The 13291-nt window shown below is 41.8% G+C and carries 11 protein-coding genes; 10 read left to right on the top strand and 1 reads right to left on the bottom strand.

What is annotated here, in order from left to right; genetic code table 11:
- The first annotated feature begins 82 nt into the window (after positions 1–82).
- A complete protein-coding gene (locus C6348_RS08615) occupies positions 83–472 on the top strand; it encodes an FxsA family protein (RefSeq protein WP_106042632.1) in 390 nt (129 codons plus the stop codon).
- A gap of 25 nt (positions 473–497) precedes the next feature.
- On the opposite strand, the gene ytvI is transcribed toward C6348_RS08615, so the two are convergent.
- Positions 498–1616 (bottom strand): sporulation integral membrane protein YtvI, encoded by a 1119-nt coding sequence (gene ytvI / locus C6348_RS08610; protein ID WP_106042630.1) that lies wholly within the window; start codon positions 1614–1616, stop codon positions 498–500.
- A 100-nt stretch (positions 1617–1716) separates the two neighbouring features.
- Here ytvI and C6348_RS08605 point away from each other — a divergent pair, with 100 nt between their 5' ends.
- The 9 genes from C6348_RS08605 to ytaF all read left to right on the top strand — a co-directional run bounded on the left by C6348_RS08605 (position 1717) and on the right by ytaF (position 13283).
- Positions 1717–2181, top strand: a complete 465-nt coding sequence (locus tag C6348_RS08605; protein ID WP_106042628.1) for a DUF441 domain-containing protein — start codon at positions 1717–1719, stop codon at positions 2179–2181.
- A gap of 375 nt (positions 2182–2556) precedes the next feature.
- Positions 2557–3675, top strand: coding sequence for a citrate synthase (citZ, locus tag C6348_RS08600; protein ID WP_106042626.1), 1119 nt, complete (start codon positions 2557–2559; stop codon positions 3673–3675).
- 149 nt (positions 3676–3824) lie between these two features.
- A complete protein-coding gene (gene icd, locus C6348_RS08595; RefSeq protein WP_008346060.1) occupies positions 3825–5096 on the top strand; it encodes an NADP-dependent isocitrate dehydrogenase in 1272 nt (423 codons plus the stop codon).
- Positions 5097–5130: 34 nt separating this feature from the next.
- Positions 5131–6069 (top strand): malate dehydrogenase, encoded by a 939-nt coding sequence (mdh, locus tag C6348_RS08590; RefSeq protein WP_034661844.1) that lies wholly within the window; start codon positions 5131–5133, stop codon positions 6067–6069.
- Between the two features lie 186 nt (positions 6070–6255).
- Positions 6256–6984, top strand: a complete 729-nt coding sequence (locus C6348_RS08585) for a response regulator transcription factor (protein WP_034661841.1) — start codon at positions 6256–6258, stop codon at positions 6982–6984.
- Positions 6977–8719: a two-component system histidine kinase PnpS gene (gene pnpS / locus C6348_RS08580; protein WP_106042624.1), complete on the top strand. Its 1743-nt coding sequence runs from the start codon at positions 6977–6979 to the stop codon at positions 8717–8719. Before C6348_RS08585 ends, pnpS begins: the two co-directional genes overlap by 8 nt.
- A 255-nt stretch (positions 8720–8974) precedes the next feature.
- The gene (gene polA / locus C6348_RS08570; protein ID WP_095285560.1) at positions 8975–11614 is read left to right on the top strand and encodes a DNA polymerase I; all 2640 of its coding nucleotides are present in this window, start codon (positions 8975–8977) and stop codon (positions 11612–11614) included.
- A 28-nt stretch (positions 11615–11642) separates the two neighbouring features.
- Complete coding sequence (mutM, locus tag C6348_RS08565) at positions 11643–12476, top strand: DNA-formamidopyrimidine glycosylase (protein ID WP_034661834.1); 834 nt, start codon at positions 11643–11645, stop codon at positions 12474–12476.
- Between the two features lie 174 nt (positions 12477–12650).
- On the top strand, positions 12651–13283 hold the full coding sequence (ytaF, locus tag C6348_RS08560) for a sporulation membrane protein YtaF (protein ID WP_034661833.1): 633 nt from the start codon (positions 12651–12653) through the stop codon (positions 13281–13283).
- Positions 13284–13291: the final 8 nt, after the last annotated feature.

The raw sequence follows: 13291 nt of genomic DNA, 5'->3' as shown, positions 1-13291 counted from the left end.
TATCTGACTCCTCTCTTTTTTTATGTTACACTAAAAAAAGTAAAACAGCTTTCGATGAAAGATACCCCATGAGGTGATATGGTTGAAAAAATATTTGCTACTATTATTGATTCTGTTCCCTGCAGTGGAAATCAGTTTATTTTTAATATCAAGTAAAATCATTGGCATTTTGCCAACGATGCTGATGATCGTGCTCACAAGTGCATTAGGCGCTTATTTTGCAAGAAAACAAGGAATCGAAGCTTTTCAAAAAGTGCAGAGAGATTTACAATATGGCAAAATGCCAGGGGTAACGATTGTCGATGGTTTTTGCATTCTGATTGGCGGTCTGCTGCTGCTCATTCCCGGCTTCTTATCGGATATCATTGGTGCGCTGCTACTCATTCCGATGACGAGAAAGCAAATCAAGCCGCTCTTTGAACGCTGGCTTAGAAACATGTCTAATCGCAATCGCTATACGATTATTCGCTAAAGAGACCTTGAGCTCAAGGTCTCTTTTACTTTTGCATGCCGTACCGAATGTATTGATAGATATCTCTAAAAACACCTGCATTACGAAATGCCTGCCACACGACAAGGGAAGCAGGACCAATGACAAGTCCAAGAAAACCAAAGCATTTTAACCCGACAAATAATGCCACAAGCGTTGCTAAAGGATTAAGCCCAATGGACTTGCTTAAGACTTTTGGCTCTGAAATTTGTCTTTGAATGAGCACGACAATATACAAAATGCCGAGCCCGATAGCGAGTGAAAGGTTTCCTGTCATAGCGGAGTAAATGATCCAAGGCAGAAAAACAGTACCGCTCCCGATATAAGGAAGTAAATCGACAAACCCAATACATAAAGCAATGACAAAGGCATGCTCGACTTTTAAGATGATCAGACCAATGACGACGAGGCCGATGGTCATAGCAACAAGCAGAAGCTGCGCCTTCATAAAACCGGTAATGGCTTTTTTGATTTCAGATAAAATGGCGCGTGTATGCTGCATCCATTTTGCGGGAAAGATACGAGAGCCATATTTTTTTAACGTAAACCAATCTTTCGTGATAAAAAAAGTCGCCAGTGCAGAAAACAAAAGGGTTGCGGCTGCATCAGGCAAAAGACCTAAAAAAGCCGGGATAAGCTCGAGCGTTTTTGAAAGAAAAGTCCCTATTTTTGCGGCAGCTTCATCGCCTAGCGCTTGGATTTGTCCTAAAATCGATTCCTTTTGACCTGCTTGAAGCGTATTAAATTGGGCGGTGACATCATGGTACAAAGGCAGAATCTTATCTGTAAAAAACCGTTCGACAATACCAATCATTTGATCAAGGTGGCCAGGCAGAACCTTTGCCAAATAAGCACTTCCTGAAATAATTTCTGCTACTAAGAGTGTGATGAAACCGGCTGCTGCCACTAAAAAGAGCAGTAGTACAATGACTACTACAAATCCTCTCGGCATTCCGGTGATCTCTTCTATTTTGCATACGGCAGGATGAATCAGGCAGGATACAATAAGTGCAATCCAAAAAGGATATAAAAAAGGAAAAGACTGATATAAAAAGACAACCGCAAATACAGCAATGCTGATCATCATCAAACTTCGCAGAAAAATGGCCATATAGGTGTGATTCACACAATCCCCTCCAAAAAACAAGCATGTCCGATACTTCATTTTATTCAAAAAGATTAGTAATATGAAAAGGTCGCAATAAAAAGAAAGGAAGGGGCGGCGTATGTTTACTCAAGCAAATTTATTTTTGGTTCTTTTACTCGTTATTGCACTTATTGCAAAGAACAATTCATTAATTTTAGCGGTTTCTGTGCTGATTGCGATTAAGCTGATTGGTTTGGATCAAAAAATTTTCCCGGTTCTCCAATCAAAAGGCATCAATTGGGGTGTCACCGCCATTACAATTGCTGTGCTTGTTCCTATTGCAACAGGTGACATTGGATTTAAGCAGCTTGGAGAAGCCATGAAATCTTCTTATGCTTGGATTGCACTTGGGGCGGGTATATTAGTAGCATTAATCGCAAAAAACGGTATTGTGCTACTCGAAAATGATCCGCATATCACGGCAGCGCTTGTGTTCGGGACAATTTTGGCAGTCAGCTTATTTAAAGGTGTGGCTGTCGGTCCGCTGATCGGAGCAGGAATTGCTTATTTGGCGATGCAGGCTGTGAAATTTTTCAGCGGTTGAAAAGAGAGTGGTTCATGCCACTTTCTTTTTTATTTTTTTCTTGCGTGAGCTTTTGCAAAAAAACATAATTAAATATAATAAAAGAAGCAAAATCCCTTTATTCCATGCCTTATATGGAAGACTGGAAAAAAAAATATCAAAAAAAATTATAGTTAAACATTTAACAAATGTCTGATTATTGTTTATAATGGGAATAGGCTTAATTTTGAACTCATTGATCACACAAGAGATATGAGGCTAAAAGCGCTCTAACCGTATAGGTAAATGTAAGCATTTTCTTTTCTGAACCTGCCGTCTTATTCGGATTGGATAGCGCTTTCAAAAAGCGAGAATTCTGCAACGAAGGGGAATCTTTTTAAAAAGGGGAGATTGAACATGACAGCAACAAGAGGTCTTGAAGGTATTGTGGCAACAACTTCATCCGTAAGCTCAATTATTGATGATACTCTTACTTATGTAGGGTACAATATCGATGATTTAACTGAAAAAGCTACATTCGAAGAAATTGTCTACCTGTTATGGCACTTAAAGCTGCCGAATGAGCAAGAGCTGAGTGAGTTAAAACAGCAGCTCAATGAAAATGCTCACATTCCGCAAGAAATCATTGAGCATTTTAAATCGTATTCGCTGGACGGGGTTCATCCAATGTCTGCGATTCGTACAGCGGTATCCTTACTAGGTTTACTCGATGACGAATCAGAGATTATGGACAAAGAAGCGAATTACAGAAAAGCCATTCGTTTACAGGCGAAAATTTCTGGACTAGTCGCTACGTTTTCACGCATTCGAAAGGGACTTGAGCCTGTACAGCCAAAAGAAGAATACAGCTATGCTGCGAACTTCTTGTATATGCTAAATGGCGAAGAGCCGTCACCAGTAGAAATTGAGGCAATTGATAAGGCACTCATTCTACATGCGGATCATGAATTAAACGCATCGACATTTACAGCACGTGTATGTGTTGCTACACTATCAGATATCTACTCTGGTGTAACAGCGGCTATCGGTGCGCTGAAAGGGCCACTTCATGGCGGAGCCAACGAAGGCGTGATGAAGATGCTTTCAGAAATTGGCGAAGTTGAAAACGTAGATTCCTATCTTCATGGTAAGCTAGAGAAGAAAGAAAAAATTATGGGCTTTGGCCACCGCGTATACCGTCAAGGTGACCCGCGTGCAAAGCATCTAAAAGAAATGAGCCAGCGTTTAACAAACCTCACTGGCGAGCCGAAATGGTATGAAATGTCTGTTCGCGCAGAGGAAATCGTGACATCAGAGAAAAATCTTCCACCAAATGTTGATTTTTATTCTGCATCTGTATATCACAGTCTTGGGATTGATCATGACTTATTTACACCAATTTTCGTGATCAGCCGATTCTCTGGATGGATTGCTCACATTCTAGAGCAGTATGACAACAACCGTCTCATCCGTCCAAGAGCTGACTACATTGGACCTGATCTTCAAACCTTTGTTCCGATCAGTGAAAGAGACTAATGTTTATAGAATAAGCGGGGGCTGATCCTCAGGAAGGCCAATCAGCCTCTATATCAACAAAAAACGAATCACGTGAAAAACTTCTTCGCTTGCTGACATCAAGCCAAGAAGTTTCAAATATTCACTACATAACCTGGGAGGTAATATCATTGTCACAAGGCGAAAAAATTACAGTTACTGGCGGCGTATTGAATGTACCAAATAATCCAATTATCCCGTTTATCGAAGGGGACGGAATCGGTCCTGACATTTGGAAAGCAGCATCAAGAGTACTTGAAGCAGCTGTAGAAAAAGCATATAAAGGTGAAAAGCAAATCACTTGGAAAGAAGTATATGCAGGTGAGAAAGCTTACAATAAAACTGGAGAATGGCTTCCTGAGCAAACACTTGAAGACATTCGTGAATACTTAATCGCGATCAAAGGACCACTGACAACACCAATCGGCGGAGGAATCCGTTCATTAAACGTGGCACTTAGACAAGAGCTTGATCTATTCACATGCTTACGTCCAGTTCGCTGGTTCCAAGGCGTACCGTCTCCTGTGAAACGTCCAGAAGACACAGATATGGTCATCTTCCGTGAGAACACAGAAGATATCTATGCTGGCATCGAGTATGCAAAAGGATCAGACGAAGTGAAGAAGTTAATTGACTTCTTGAAAAACGAATTAGGTGTAAACAAAATCCGTTTCCCAGAAACGTCAGGTATCGGAATCAAGCCAGTTTCTGAAGAAGGAACTTCTCGCCTTGTCAGAGCGGCTATCCAATATGCAATCGACCAAGGCCGTAAGTCTGTGACGCTTGTTCACAAAGGAAACATCATGAAATTTACAGAAGGTGCCTTCAAAAACTGGGGCTACGAAGTGGCTGAAAAAGAGTTTGGCGACAAGGTCTTTACATGGGCACAATATGATCGTATTGTAGAACAAGATGGAAAAGATGCGGCAAACAAAGCGCAAAGTGAAGCAGAAGCTGCTGGCAAAATTATTGTCAAAGACAGCATTGCAGATATTTTCCTTCAACAAATCCTAACTCGTCCAGCTGAGTTCGATGTTGTGGCAACAATGAACTTAAACGGAGATTACATCTCTGATGCTCTTGCAGCACAAGTTGGTGGAATTGGTATCGCACCAGGTGCGAACATCAACTACGAAACAGGACACGCTATTTTTGAAGCGACTCACGGAACAGCACCTAAATATGCTGGTCTTGATAAAGTGAATCCATCTTCTGTTCTTCTATCAGGCGTGCTTTTACTTGAGCACCTTGGCTGGCAGGAAGCAGCTGATCTAGTGATTCAATCTGTTGAAAAAACAATTGCATCAAAAGTCGTCACTTACGATTTTGCTAGATTAATGGATGGCGCAACAGAAGTGAAATGTTCTGAGTTTGCTGACGAGCTCATCAAAAACTTGTCTTGATTCTTAAACTTTAAAGTTAAAGGGGAAAAAGGAAATGGCAAACAAGCGTAAAAAAGTATCTGTCATCGGAGCAGGCTTTACTGGAGCAACTACAGCATTTCTAACGGCTCAAAAAGAATTAGCGGACGTCGTATTAGTCGATATCCCGCAGCTTGAGAACCCAACTAAAGGGAAAGCACTTGATATGCTGGAAGCAAGTCCTGTTCAAGGCTTCGATGCAAACATTACAGGAACTTCTAACTACGAAGATACAGCCGGTTCTGATGTCGTGGTCATTACGGCGGGAATTGCAAGAAAGCCGGGAATGAGCCGTGACGATCTCGTGTCAACAAATGAAAAAATCATGCGCAGTGTGACACGCGAAATCGTTAAATATTCTCCAGAAGCCATCATTGTTGTGTTAACAAACCCTGTTGATGCAATGACGTATGCAGTTTATAAAGAATCAGGATTACCAAAAGAAAAAGTCATTGGACAATCGGGCATTCTTGATACAGCACGTTTCCGTACGTTTGTTGCTCAAGAATTAAACCTATCTGTTAAAGATGTGACGGGCTTTGTACTTGGTGGACATGGCGATGACATGGTTCCTCTTGTTCGTTACTCTTATGCAGGCGGTATCCCGCTTGAAACATTGATTCCAAAAGATCGAATTGATGCAATTGTTGAAAGAACAAGAAAAGGCGGCGGCGAAATCGTGAACCTATTAGGTAACGGTAGTGCATATTATGCTCCTGCTGCTTCACTAGTCGAAATGGTTGAGGCGATCCTTAAAGATCAGCGCCGCGTCATGCCGACGATTGCTTACCTTGAAGGTGAATATGGCTACGAAGGCATTTACCTAGGTGTACCAACAATCGTAGGTGGCAACGGTCTTGAGAAGATCATCGAGCTTGAGCTGACAGAAGAAGAAAGAAGTCAGCTTGACCGTTCTGTTGAATCTGTTAAGAATGTCATGAAAGTATTGTCTTAATATGAATAAAAAAGAAGGCTTCTCTCATGAGGAGTCTTCTTTTTGTTTACAAAACAAATCTTGTCGAAATTTTAAATTGTCCTCTTGTTAAGCTTTCGTTAAAATGAAAGAGAAAGCATGACTTCTCGCTTTTCACATAAGATACAAAAAACGGATGCAGGGGAAATCACTAATTGGAGGCACAACATGAATAAAAAAATATTAGTTGTGGATGATGAAGAATCGATTGTAACACTTCTAAGCTATAACCTTGAAAGAGCGGGCTATGATGTCGTCACAGCAAGAGACGGGGAAGAAGCGCTTGAAAAAGCAGCAAGTGAACAGCCTGATCTCATTGTATTAGATTTAATGCTTCCGAAGATGGACGGCATTGAAGTGTGCAAACAACTGAGAATTCAAAAAATGATGTTCCCTATTTTAATGCTGACAGCAAAGGACGATGAATTTGATAAGGTGCTAGGCCTTGAGCTTGGAGCCGATGATTACATGACAAAGCCATTCAGTCCTAGAGAAGTGGGTGCTCGGGTAAAAGCCATCTTGAGAAGAGCACAGCAATCTCAGCCTGCCCCCACGCAAGAGGAGAAGGAAGAGAACATTGCAGACCAAATCAAAATTGGTGAACTGCGCATTTTACCAGAACACTACGAAGTCTATTTCCAGGAAGAACGTCTAGAGCTCACGCCAAAAGAATTTGAACTGCTGCTTTATTTGGCGAAGCATAAAGGACGTGTCCTCACGCGTGATTTATTGTTAAGTGCCGTTTGGAATTATGACTTTGCAGGTGACACTCGTATTGTGGATGTCCATATTAGCCACTTGCGGGACAAAATTGAAAAGAACACGAAAAAACCAACATACATTAAAACGATTCGCGGCTTAGGCTACAAATTGGAGGAGCCAAAGTCAAATGAGTAAAATTAGAACCCGTCTGTTTTCGGGACTCATTTTTCTCCTTTTTATTGTGTTTGTGGCACTTGGTCTTTTCTTGGACCACATGTTCCATGTTTTCTATGAAACCAAATTAACGGAACGAATGGAAAAGGAATCGAGCTTCCTCCTGTCTTCCATGAATGGTGACGATCTGAAGGCGAAGCAAAACAAGGAGGTCCTCCATCAGGCAAAGCAGCATTTTGATATGAATGCGTCGATTGTGGACCTGAAGGGGAATATCATACATACAACGGGTCAAGCAGAACAAAGGGCCATCATTCGAAACACGCTGAACAATGAACGTTTCCAAACAAAAGGGGTCGTCATTGACGATGAGAAGGATGCGCTGTTTCATTATGCTGTCCCGATCCTGAAACAAAACGAACCAGCGGGTTATTTATTTCTCCATGCGTCATACGAGCCTTTAAATGAAATTGACGGCCAGCTCTGGCTTGCATTAGCCTTTTGTCTTGGCTCGGCGATTATCATCATCGTTTTCTTTGGGTACCGCATGTCGATGAAATATGTGAAACCAATTGATTATGCTACAAAGGTAGCCAAACAGCTGGAACGCGGGAACTATGATACGAATAACTATGAAGAGTTGATGATTGAAACAAGTGAACTGAATACTTCCATGAAGCGTTTGGCAGGAAGTCTTCAAGAAATGACAAGTGCCGGTGAAATGCAGAGAGACCGGCTGCAAACGGTCATTGAAAATATTGGAGCGGGGATTATTTTGATTGATAAGATGGGTTATATCCACCTAGTCAATCGAACCTTCCGCAAGCAGTTTAAAGTCCAAAAGCATATTTACATGCACAAGCTGTATCACGAAGCGTTTACACATGAAGAGATTATCGAATTAATTGACGAAATTTTCATGACAGAAACGAAGGTGCGGAAGTTTTTACGTCTAGCCGTTGACATTGAACGCCGCTACTTCCAAGTGGATGGTGTACCAATTTTAAGTACAGACGATGAATGGAAAGGAATTGTCCTTGTGTTTCATGACGTGACAGAAACAAAGCAGCTGGAGCAGATGCGAAAAGACTTTGTCGCCAATGTGTCTCACGAATTAAAAACACCGATTACGTCGATTAAAGGATTTTCTGAAACCCTTCTTGATGGTGCGATTGATGACAAAGAAGCACTGACAGAATTCCTTTCTATCATTTTAAAAGAGAGTGTCCGTCTAGAAACGCTGATTCAAGACTTACTTGATCTTTCTAAAATTGAGCAGCAGCAATTCAAGCTGAATATTCAAGAAGCCAATGCGACAGAAATCATTCAAGAGATTGAAGTGCTGTTAAAACAAAAGGCCGCAGAAAAAGGCATTCAATTACAAGTGCGTGTCCCGAAAGAACCGGTCTATGTTATGGCAGATCCGCTAAGGTTAAAGCAAATCTTCCTCAATCTCGTCAATAATGCCCTGACCTATACACCAGAGGGAGGAAGTGTTACCATCTCAGCAAGACCGCGGAAAGGTGCCTATGAATTTGATGTAGCAGATACAGGAATCGGCATGAAGAAAAGCGAGATTCCAAGAATATTTGAGAGATTTTATCGAATTGATAAAGATAGAAGCAGGAATTCAGGCGGTACAGGTCTTGGTCTTGCCATTGTCAAACACCTTGTGGAGGCGCATGAAGGAACGATTTCTGTCCACAGCAAACAAGGTAAAGGAACGACTTTTACAGTGAGTCTGAAATCGACATAGAGAAAAAAAGGAAAGTCACGTTAAAATTTACATGATCTTTACAATGAATTCATGTTTTGTTAAACATTCATTGATAGGATGTATAGGAACCCCTTCATCCAAGGAGCCAATTTTGGAAGGACGAAAACACTTGTTGTTTTCGTCCCTTTTTTGTGCAGGCTCGACTATTTTCTTTTCAAAATAAACTTTGATAAAATGAAGATACAATGTGTGAAAGAGACGGCTGAGATGGCTCAGCCGATGGAGGATTAAAACATGACAGACAAAAAGAAATTAGTGTTAGTGGATGGAAACAGCCTCGCATATCGAGCCTTCTTTGCTTTGCCGCTATTATCAAATGATAAAGGCGTACATACAAATGCTATTTATGGCTTTGCGATGATCTTAATGAAGATGCTGGAGGACGAGAAGCCAACCCATATGCTCGTCGCATTTGATGCGGGAAAAACAACATTCCGCCACGAGACATTTAAAGAATATAAAGGCGGAAGACAAAAAACTCCGCCAGAGCTATCAGAACAAATGCCGTTCATCCGTGAACTATTAGATGCCTATCAGGTGAAAAGGTACGAGCTTCCTCAATATGAAGCAGATGATATTATCGGTACATTGGCTGTCGAGGCAGAAAAAGACGGCTTTGAAGTCAAAATCTTCTCAGGAGATAAGGACTTAACACAGCTCTCAACAGATCATACGACAGTGGCTATTACGAAAAAAGGCATCACAGAAGTAGAATATTACACACCTGCTCATATTGAAGAAAAATATGGCCTGCGACCAGATCAAATCATTGATATGAAAGGGCTGATGGGAGATTCCTCAGATAATATCCCAGGCGTCCCAGGTGTAGGCGAAAAAACAGCGATTAAATTGTTAAAGCAGTTTGAAACAGTTGAGAACCTGCTTGAACATATTGATGAAGTGAGCGGGAAAAAGCTAAAAGAAAAACTTGAAGAATATAAAGAACAAGCAGTCATGAGTAAAGAGCTGGCGACGATTCTTGTAGAAGCACCTATTGATGTGTCAAGCAAAGATCTCGCATACGAAGGCCCTCACATGGATCAAGTGATCTCTCTTTATAAAGAACTGGGCTTTCAAACGCTGCTAGAGCGTCTAGGAGAAGCACCAGAAACAGATGAACAGGTCGAAGTAGATGCATTAGAAGTGAAAAAAATGACAGCTGCAGGGGACGACATGCTGACAGATCATGCAGCCCTTGTGGTAGAACAGCTTGGAGATAATTATCACGAAGCGGATTTGATCGGTTTTGCGATCCATAATGAAAATGGTGCGTTTTTTATCACGAAAGAAGATGCGCTTCAATCAGAAGCATTTAAAGAATGGGTACAGGATGAAACGAAGAAAAAATGGGTCTTTGATTCAAAAAGAGCAGTTGTCGCCCTCAGATGGCATGATGTCGATCTAAAAGGTGTCGATAATGATGTTCTGCTCGCTTCCTATGTCGTCAACCCGCAGAAATCATATGAGGACGTCGCGAGTGTAGCGAAGGAATATGGTCTGAATATCGCTCTTTCTGATGAAAAAGTATACGGAAAAGGAGCAAAGCAGGCGATTCCACCTGAAGATGAACTGAAAGAACATCTTGGACGAAAAGCAGCGGCGATCTCAGCCTTGCATGATTTAACACTTGAAGCATTAGAAAAAAATGATCAGCACGAACTGTATGAAGATTTAGAGCTGCCACTTGCTCTCATCTTAGGTGAAATGGAATCTCTTGGAGTAAAGGTAGATATAGAGCGCCTAGAGAAAATGGGTGAAGAATTAACGAAAAAACTCAAAGAATATGAAGAAACCATTCACCGCTTAGCAGGAGAAACGTTTAACATCAATTCTCCTAAACAGCTTGGCGTCATCCTATTTGAAAAATTAGGTCTGCCGATTATCAAGAAGACAAAAACAGGCTACTCGACGTCTGCAGATGTGCTTGAGAAGCTTGAAGATAAGCATGAAATCATTCGGTCTATTCTGCACTACAGGCAAATTGGAAAGCTGCAATCGACCTATGTGGAAGGCTTAATGAAAGTAACGCGCAAGGATACACATAAAGTGCATACAAGATTTAATCAAGCACTCACGCAAACAGGAAGATTAAGCTCAACAGATCCGAATCTTCAAAACATCCCGATTCGTTTAGAAGAAGGACGGAAAATTCGTCAAGCATTCGTTCCTTCAAAAGAAGGCTGGCTCATGTTTGCAGCAGACTATTCACAAATCGAGCTGCGTGTGCTCGCTCATATTTCACAAGATGAGAATTTGATCGAAGCGTTTACGCAAGACATGGACATTCACACGAAAACAGCGATGGACGTGTTCCATGTCTCAGAAGAAGAAGTGACTTCCGCTATGAGAAGACAAGCCAAGGCTGTAAACTTCGGTATTGTATATGGAATCAGCGATTATGGACTTTCTCAAAACCTTGGGATCACAAGAAAAGAAGCAGCCGCTTTTATCGAACGCTATTTAACAAGCTTTAAAGGCGTGAAAACCTATATGGAAGAAATCGTCCAAGAAGCGAAACAAAAAGGCTACGTCACGACGCTTCTCAAACGCAGACGGTATATCCCGGATATCACAAGCCGTAATTTTAATATCAAAAGCTTTGCAGAACGAACAGCCATGAACACACCGATCCAAGGCAGTGCAGCTGATATTATTAAAAAAGCGATGATTGATATGGCGCGAAGGCTCAAAGAAGAAAACCTGCAGGCAAATCTTTTATTACAGGTGCACGATGAATTGATCTTCGAAGCGCCGAAAGAAGAAATCGCCATCCTTGAAAAGATTGTTCCTGAAGTCATGGAAAACGCACTTCAGCTTGATGTGCCGCTAAAAGTTGATTTTGCTTCAGGACCATCTTGGTACGATGCGAAATAAATAATAGAGAGAAAAAGGAGCGAGGAGCATGCCGGAATTACCAGAAGTTGAAACCGTCCGGCGCACTCTCAAGCGGTTAGTCGAAGGAAAAACGATTGAAACGGTCGATATCAAATGGCCAAATATCATCAAACGCCCTGGGGAGCCGGAAGAGTTCGCAAGAAGAATGGTAGGAGAAACCATACAAACCATTGAAAGAAGAGGGAAGTTCCTCCTCTTTCATTTAGACCATTACGTGATGGTCTCCCATTTAAGGATGGAAGGGAAATACCGTGTACATGAAGCGCATGAGCCTTATGATAAACACGTACACGTCGTCTTTACGTTTACAGATGGTACTGAGCTTCGGTACCATGATGTGCGTAAATTTGGCACGATGCATTTATTTCAGCCGGGTGAAGAGGAAAAGGAACTCCCGCTTTCTCAGCTGGGATATGAACCATTTGATGAACAGTTCACTCCTGAGTATTTATGGGAGCAATTGAAAAAAACAACCCGCGTGGTTAAAACAGCACTGCTTGATCAAAAGATTGTCGTAGGACTTGGTAACATTTACGTAGATGAGGTCCTGTTTAAATCAGGTATTCATCCAGAAACGAAAGCGAATCAGCTCAGCCTGAAATCCTGCAAAGTGCTTCACAAACAGATCATCGATACGCTTCAAGTAGCGGTAGATGCGGGAGGAAGCACGATTCGTTCTTATATCAACTCACAAGGAGATATTGGAACATTTCAGCTGCAGCTTCTTGTATATGACCGGCGGGGAGAGCCTTGCCAAACATGCGGAAGCATCATCGAGAAAACAGTGGTCGGAGGGCGCGGCACGCACTTTTGTGTGACCTGCCAAAAACGTCCTCAATAAAGTTTAGCCATGAGCATGCTTCCTTTTTGCTATGCATACGATAAAAAACATTCATTTTTCAGCAAGGTGTAGACTGACACACAGCCCACCTGCTCTTCATATAGTGAAGAAGAGTCTAAGGACGCCTAGAGACTCTTGATCATCGTTGCATGAACAGAAAGGAAGAGTTCAGGTATGATTTCGATTTCGCTCCTGTTTTTAGCTATTGCAGTCAGCATCGACAGCTTTTCTGTAGGCTTTACGTATGGTCTCCGCAAAATGAGGATCCCATTTAAAGCCATCGTCATTATTGCATGCTGCTCAGGGATTGTGCTGCTCATTTCTATGCTGATTGGCAGCCTGCTGACGACATTTCTCCCTGTCTCAGTGACCGATAAACTGGGTGGAGGCATTTTAATTGCCATTGGCCTTTGGGTCCTGTATCAATTTTACAAACCAGCGAAAGAGCGTGATTTGCTTCTTCATGAAAAGACATTGCTCAATGTGGAAGTACAATCGCTTGGGCTTGTCATTCACATTTTAAGAAAGCCGACAAGTGCAGATATTGACCGATCTGGGACGATTAATGGAATGGAAGCGGTACTTCTTGGAATTGCTTTATCCATTGATGCATTTGGCGCAGGGATTGGCGCAGCGATTCTTGGCTTTTCTCCAATTGTTATGAGTATCACGGTGGCAGTGATGAGCTCACTTTTTGTGTGTATCGGGCTGCGTGCCGGTCATTACTTGGCAAATTGGCGCTGGATCAATAAACTCGCATGCTTACCAGGGCTTCTGCTCATATTAATTGGGGTTTGGAAGCTGTAAAAGGAGGA

Origin of the sequence: Bacillus sp. YBWC18 (genome assembly GCF_002998775.1) — a bacterium.
GTDB lineage: Bacteria > Bacillota > Bacilli > Bacillales > Bacillaceae > Bacillus.
This window is presented reverse-complemented; position numbering and strand designations above follow the sequence as displayed.

Bases quoted from the DNA above. Each gene is read 5' to 3' on its own strand.
- mdh (WP_034661844.1), top strand. From the start codon at position 5,131: ATGGCAAACAAGCGTAAAAAAGTATCTGTCATCGGAGCAGGCTTTACT.
- C6348_RS08605 (WP_106042628.1), top strand. From the start codon at position 1,717: ATGTTTACTCAAGCAAATTTATTTTTGGTTCTTTTACTCGTTATTGCA.
- pnpS (WP_106042624.1), top strand. From the start codon at position 6,977: ATGAGTAAAATTAGAACCCGTCTGTTTTCGGGACTCATTTTTCTCCTT.
- ytaF (WP_034661833.1), top strand. From the start codon at position 12,651: ATGATTTCGATTTCGCTCCTGTTTTTAGCTATTGCAGTCAGCATCGAC.
- C6348_RS08585 (WP_034661841.1), top strand. From the start codon at position 6,256: ATGAATAAAAAAATATTAGTTGTGGATGATGAAGAATCGATTGTAACA.
- citZ (WP_106042626.1), top strand. From the start codon at position 2,557: ATGACAGCAACAAGAGGTCTTGAAGGTATTGTGGCAACAACTTCATCC.
- polA (WP_095285560.1), top strand. From the start codon at position 8,975: ATGACAGACAAAAAGAAATTAGTGTTAGTGGATGGAAACAGCCTCGCA.
- mutM (WP_034661834.1), top strand. From the start codon at position 11,643: ATGCCGGAATTACCAGAAGTTGAAACCGTCCGGCGCACTCTCAAGCGG.